3 protein-coding genes are annotated in these 5,736 nt (G+C 70.8%); all 3 read right to left on the bottom strand.

Annotation, left to right across the window (positions count from 1 at the left end; genetic code table 11):
• Nucleotides 1-391 precede the first annotated feature (391 nt).
• A complete protein-coding gene (locus ADY01_RS31690; RefSeq protein WP_049580176.1) occupies nt 392-1,261 on the bottom strand; it encodes a DUF4429 domain-containing protein in 870 nt (289 codons plus the stop codon).
• A gap of 65 nt (nt 1,262-1,326) precedes the next feature.
• Nucleotides 1,327-2,499: an alpha/beta hydrolase gene (locus tag ADY01_RS31695; RefSeq protein ID WP_324613428.1), complete on the bottom strand. Its 1,173-nt coding sequence runs from the start codon at nt 2,497-2,499 to the stop codon at nt 1,327-1,329.
• Nucleotides 2,500-2,752: 253 nt separating this feature from the next.
• Nucleotides 2,753-5,485: a pyruvate dehydrogenase (acetyl-transferring), homodimeric type gene (gene aceE / locus ADY01_RS31700; protein ID WP_049580175.1), complete on the bottom strand. Its 2,733-nt coding sequence runs from the start codon at nt 5,483-5,485 to the stop codon at nt 2,753-2,755.
• Nucleotides 5,486-5,736 lie beyond the last annotated feature (251 nt).

Raw genomic sequence — 5,736 nt, forward strand, 5'->3', positions numbered from 1 at the left:
TTTTGTTTTTTTTTTTCAAAACAAAAGCGGGAATACGAGTTCCGCTTTATTCTGGGGGGCTGGAAATGTTTAAAAGAGACGGGGGTGGGGTGTCGCGTGGCCGGTGGGGTTTTGGCTTCGCGGTGGCCGGGGGCGAGGGTGCCCCGGGCCCGGAGTGGTGTGAATGCTCGGCCGGGGGCCGTGCGTGCCCTGGCGTCGCCCGGCCCCGCCGTGAGGGCCAGCTTCGCCATGGCGGGGCCGGGGGTTCGGCTGGCCCGGGTGTGGAGCGCTGTGAGGGCTCGGCTGCGGGCCGCTGGTTGGGCACGGTGAAGGTCCAGCCTCGCCGTGGCCGGGGTGCAGGCTCGACCGGGGTGGTGGCTGGGCCCGGAGGGGCTACGCGGGTTGCGCCGGGTCAGAGTTCGGCGAGGAGTTCGGACTTCTTCTTCGTGAACTCCTCGTCCGTCAGCAGGCCCGCGGAGTGGAGTTCGCCGAGGTGGCGGATGCGGTTGGCGATGTCGGCCGGGTTCGCCCGGTGGCGGGCGACGTGGGCGCCGGCCGTGGGCTCCGCCGCGCGGACCGCCTCCAGGACCGCCGCGGCCAGCGGCAGCGACTCGTGGACCAGGCCGTAGCCGAGCCCGAAGACCACCGAGGCCGGGTCCTGGTCGGCCGGGCCCTCCTGCTCCTCCGGATTGCCGTCCGGCCCCCGGCGCCGCAGGCGCAGGTGGCCGCCCGCGATCTCGGGCGAGCGCCACTCCACGTCGGCCAGCTCGCTGACCGGGAAGGACTGGTCGCCCGCCTTCCACTTCGCCGATGAGGCCCCCGTCCAGAACCAGCGGAATGTCACGACCTTGCCGTCGAACACGACCTTCCCGTCGAACGCCTTGAACTGGAGCGGCGTGGTCGGCGCCGCCACCAGGTACTCCTCCGCGTCCTCGTCCGCCTGGGGGCCCAGCGCCATGCGCAGCTCGGTGGCGTAGTAGTCGGCGAGCGTCTCGCGCTCGACGGGCAGGACCAGGCGGTACGGGTCGGCGGCCTGCCGCAACTGGCCCGCGGCGGCGTCGAGGAGCGGGTCGGCGCCCTGCCGCGGGACCGCGTGCAGCACGACCGTGCCCTTGCGCGTTCCCGGTACGAGGTCCACCGAACTCAGCGCCTCGTACGGGATACGGCGCTCGCCCAGGACCTGGAAGAGCTTCGGCGTGCGTATGCCCCGTTCGAAGCGGATGAGCACGGAGTCGGTGTCGAACTCCCACCTGGAGTGGATTCCGGCCAGCACATCACCCATGCGGGTCATCGTAAGCGCCGGGACTGACGAATCGGCTTCCCCCGGATGGGTGTGTTCCTGTCACATCACATGCTCGCGCGCCGGGCGCACGGCGCCAGCGGGGGGCAGTCCGCGACGCCTGGGGCACATGTGACGTCGTCGACGGTGCCGACGCCGACCCGCGCGAGGTTCCGCAGGCTGGCGGCGCCCGGTTCGAAGTAGCCGCTGTGTCCCTCCGCGCCGCCGGTCCCCAGCAGGCGGGCCCCGAAGGACGGGTCCGCCGGGTCGGTGCCGTGCCCGAGGGGGCCGATGGCCAGGTGCGGAACGTCCGCGATCCAGTCGTCCGAGGCGCGCATCGCCCACACGCGCGCCGGGGTCTCCAGCTCCGTGACCGTCGAGACGCGCATGCCGGGGCTGCCCGCCACCGCGATGTCACTGACGCGGCCCGGGAGGTCGGAGGCGGCCATTCCGCAGACCACCGAGCCGTAGGAGTGGCAGAAAAGCGCCACGGGCGCCGAACCGGGGAGCGCGGCGACCGCGGCGGTGAGGCGTTCCGCGCCCTCCCCGGCCAGCTCGGAGGTGGCGGCGGACATGGCCATGCCGACCGGGCTGTCGTAGTCGGCCCAGGCGATCACCGCCGTCTCGGACCCGGGCGCCAGGCGCCGCTCCTGCGCGTACAGGGCCTCGCCCATGCCGGAGGGGGCGTGGAACTTGCCCTGGGTCCGCTCGAAGGTGAGCAGCTGCGTGTCGACGCCCGGCACCACCACCGAGATGCGCTCGGCCCGTTCCAGGTCGCCGAAGACCTCGGCGGCCCGGCCGCGCCCGGTCGGGTCGAAGGAGAGGAACTGCCGCCCGTCCGTGAGCATCGACTCGTAGCGGTGCATGAGCCGACCGGCCGTGCGCTGGCCGGTGGGGGAGAGCCGTTCGTCGTGCATCCTGCGGCGCTCGGCGTCGCGCGCGTCGGCCAGGGCCGCGCGGTTGGCCTGGTAACGGAGCGGGACGGGCGCGCCCGGGAGGTTCCCCACGACCAGGGGGTAGCGGTCGGCGAGGCGCCGTCGCAGGTCCTCGCTCAGCCCGTCGAAGAACGCGGCCACGCGCGCCGGCCGTGCCTCGGGGTCGGGCAGCGGCACTCCGGCGACGGTGCCGTGGTCCCAGGCGCGCAGCTGACGTTCGAACGCGTCGGGCTCGGCCTCCGCGCCCCTGGCGATCCAGCCCGCGGTCGCCAGCACGGCGAACACCAGCAGGAGTGGGAGCAGCACCCGTCGTCCGGCCGCGGACAACGCGTCGGACGTATCGGGTGGATTCGGGTGAAAGATCAGCACTGCCCGCACATGATAGGCGGCGTGCCGAACGTCCTTTCACGTGGCCTCGGCGGCCCGCGTCGCCCCGGTCACCTGCCGGCCACGTCAACGGCCGGGTGCGAACGGTGTCGCGGGGGCCGGAGCCGGGACCGGCCCGGTTCAGGCCCCCGCGGTGGGCCGTGCGGCCCACGGGGTCATGCGCCCCGGCGCGTCAGGCGTCGCCGCCCGCCGGGCCCGGGTCGGCCGCCGACACGTCCAGCAGCTGGTAGCGGTCGATGGCCTGCTTCAGAGCCGAACGGTCGATCTTGCCCTCCTTGGCCAGCTCGGTGAGCACCGCCACCACGACCGACTGCGCGTCGATGTGGAAGTAGCGCCGCGCCGCGCCGCGGGTGTCGGCGAAGCCGAACCCGTCGCCGCCCAGTGACTGGTACGTGCCGGGTACCCAGCGCGCGATCTGGTCGGGTACGGCCCGCATCCAGTCGGAAACGGCCACGACCGGTCCCTGGGCGCCCTGGAGCTTGCGCGTCACATACGGCACGCGCTGCTCCTCCTCCGGGTGCAGCAGGTTGTGCCGCTCGGCGTCGACCGCCTCGCGCCGCAGCTCGTTCCAGGAGGTGGCCGACCAGACGTCCGCCTTGACGTTCCACTCCTCGGCCAGGATCCGCTGGGCCTCGATCGCCCACGGCACGGAAACGCCCGAGGCGAGGATCTGCGCCGGAACGCTCCCGGCCGCCGCCTCCTTGTACCGGTAGAGGCCTTTGAGGATGCCCTCGACGTCCACGCCCTCCGGCTCGGCCGGCTGGTTGATCGGCTCGTTGTAGACGGTGAGGTAGTAGAAGACGTCCTCCGCGTTCTCGCCGTACATCCGGCGCAGGCCGTCCCTGACGATATGGGCGATCTCGAAGCCGAACGCCGGGTCGTAGGCGACGCACGCCGGGTTGGTCGAGGCGAGGAGCTGCGAGTGGCCGTCGGCGTGCTGGGTGCCCTCACCGGTCAGCGTCGTGCGCCCGGCGGTCGCGCCCAGCACGAAACCCCTGGCCAGCTGGTCACCCATCTGCCAGAACTGGTCACCCGTGCGCTGGAAGCCGAACATCGAGTAGAAGACGTAGACCGGGATCAGCGGCTCGCCGTGCGTGGCGTACGCCGAGCCCGCCGCGATCAGCGAGGCCGTACAGCCCGCCTCGGTGATGCCGTCGTGCAGCATCTGGCCGTTCGGCGACTCCTTGTACGACAGCAGCAGCTCGCGGTCCACCGACTCGTAGGTCTGCCCCAGCGGGTTGTAGATCTTCGCCGAGGGGAACAGCGAGTCCATGCCGAACGTGCGGTACTCGTCGGGGGCGATCGGCACGAACCGCTTGCCGATCTCCTTGTCCCGCATCAGGTCCTTCAGCAGCCGCACGAACGCCATCGTCGTGGCGACCTGCTGCTGCCCCGAGCCCTTCCGCACGGCCGCGTACGCCTTGTCGCCCGGCAGCGCCAGCGGCTTGGAGCGGTCCACGCGGGTGGGCACGTAGCCGCCGAGCTCGCGCCGGCGGTCGTGCATGTACTGGATCTCCTCGGAGTCCTTCCCCGGGTGGTAGTACGGCGGCAGGCCCGCCTCCAGCTCGCTGTCCGGGATGGGCAGGTGCAGCCGGTCGCGGAAGCCCTTCAGGTCGGCGACGGTCAGCTTCTTCATCTGGTGCGTCGCGTTGCGGCCCTCGAAGTTCGGGCCGAGCATCCAGCCCTTGATCGTCTGGGCCAGGATGACCGTCGGCTGGCCCTGGTGCTCCTTGGCCGCCTTGTACGCCGCGTAGACCTTGCGGTGGTCGTGACCGCCGCGGCCCAGGTGGAGGATCTGGTCGTCGGACATGCCCTCGACCATCGAACGCAGCCGCTGGTCGCCGCCGAAGAAGTGGTCGCGGATGTACGCGCCGGTCTCCGTCGCGTACGTCTGGAACTGGCCGTCGGGCGTGGTGTTCAGCTTGTTGACCAGGACGCCGTCCCGGTCCTGGGCCAGCAGCGGGTCCCAGGTGCGGTCCCAGATCAGCTTGATCACGTTCCACCCGGCGCCGCGGAAGATCGACTCCAGCTCCTGGATGATCTTGCCGTTGCCGCGGACCGGGCCGTCGAGCCGCTGGAGGTTGCAGTTGATGACGAAGGTCAGGTTGTCCAGGCCCTCGCGGGCCGCGATCGACAGCTGGCCGAGCGACTCGGGCTCGTCCATCTCGCCGTCGCCCAGGAACGCCCACACGTGCGAGGCCGACGTGTCGGCGATGCCGCGGGCCTGCATGTACCGGTTCATCCGCGCCTGGTAGACGGCGCTGATCGGGCCGAGGCCCATGGAGACGGTCGGGAATTCCCAGAAGCCCGGCATCATCCGCGGGTGCGGGTAGCTGGACAGGCCGTAGGGCTCCTTGGACCGCTCCTGGCGGAAGGCGTCCAGGTTCTGTTCGGAGAAGCGGTCCAGGAGGAAGGCGCGGGCGTAGATCCCGGGCGAGGCGTGCCCCTGGAAGTACACCTGGTCGCCGCCGTCGCCGCCGTCCTTGCCGCGGAAGAAGTGGTTGAACCCGACGTCGTAGAGGGACGCCGAGGAGCCGAAGGTGGCGATGTGCCCCCCCACGCCGATCCCGGGACGCTGGGCGCGGGAGACCATGACCGCCGCGTTCCACCGGGTCGCGTTCAGGATCCGGCGTTCGACGTCCTCGTCGCCGGGGAAGTAGGGCTCGTCCTTGGTCGCGATCGTGTTGACGTAGTCCGTGCTCCTCATCTCGGGCACGGCCACTCGCTTCTCTCGGGCGCGCTCGATCAGGCGGAGCATGAGATAGCGGGCCCGTTCCCGGCCTCGCTCGTCGACGGCGGCGTCGAGCGAGTCAAGCCACTCCTGGGTTTCCTCTGGATCGAAATCCGGGACCTGGCTGGGAAGGCCGCCAATGATGATCGGGTTGCGATCTGATCCGGAAGCCACGCTGTTCCTTCACTGTGAGTTGTCTGCTCTGCTTGTGTCGCGCCGCCTCCATCGTGTACCGCTGACGGCGAAACGTCATCTCTACTGAGCGGTAATCATGGGCCTGACGACCCGGGTCCGCCCTAATACTGCAACCGCAGCTGGCGTGACGGATGGCGTTGGGTCTCGTTGGTGTGACTGTGTGCTGATGGACTGGTGGTTGAGCGGGTCGAGTCGTGGTTCGAGGGGATAGCCGGGCTGTGTGCCCGGTT

Origin of the sequence: Streptomyces sp. SBT349, assembly GCF_001083795.1 — a bacterium.
GTDB lineage: Bacteria > Actinomycetota > Actinomycetes > Streptomycetales > Streptomycetaceae > Streptomyces.

Excerpts from the sequence above, each read along its gene's own strand:
- ADY01_RS31690 (WP_049580176.1), bottom strand. The coding sequence starts at position 1,261 with ATGGGTGATGTGCTGGCCGGAATCCACTCCAGGTGGGAGTTCGACACC.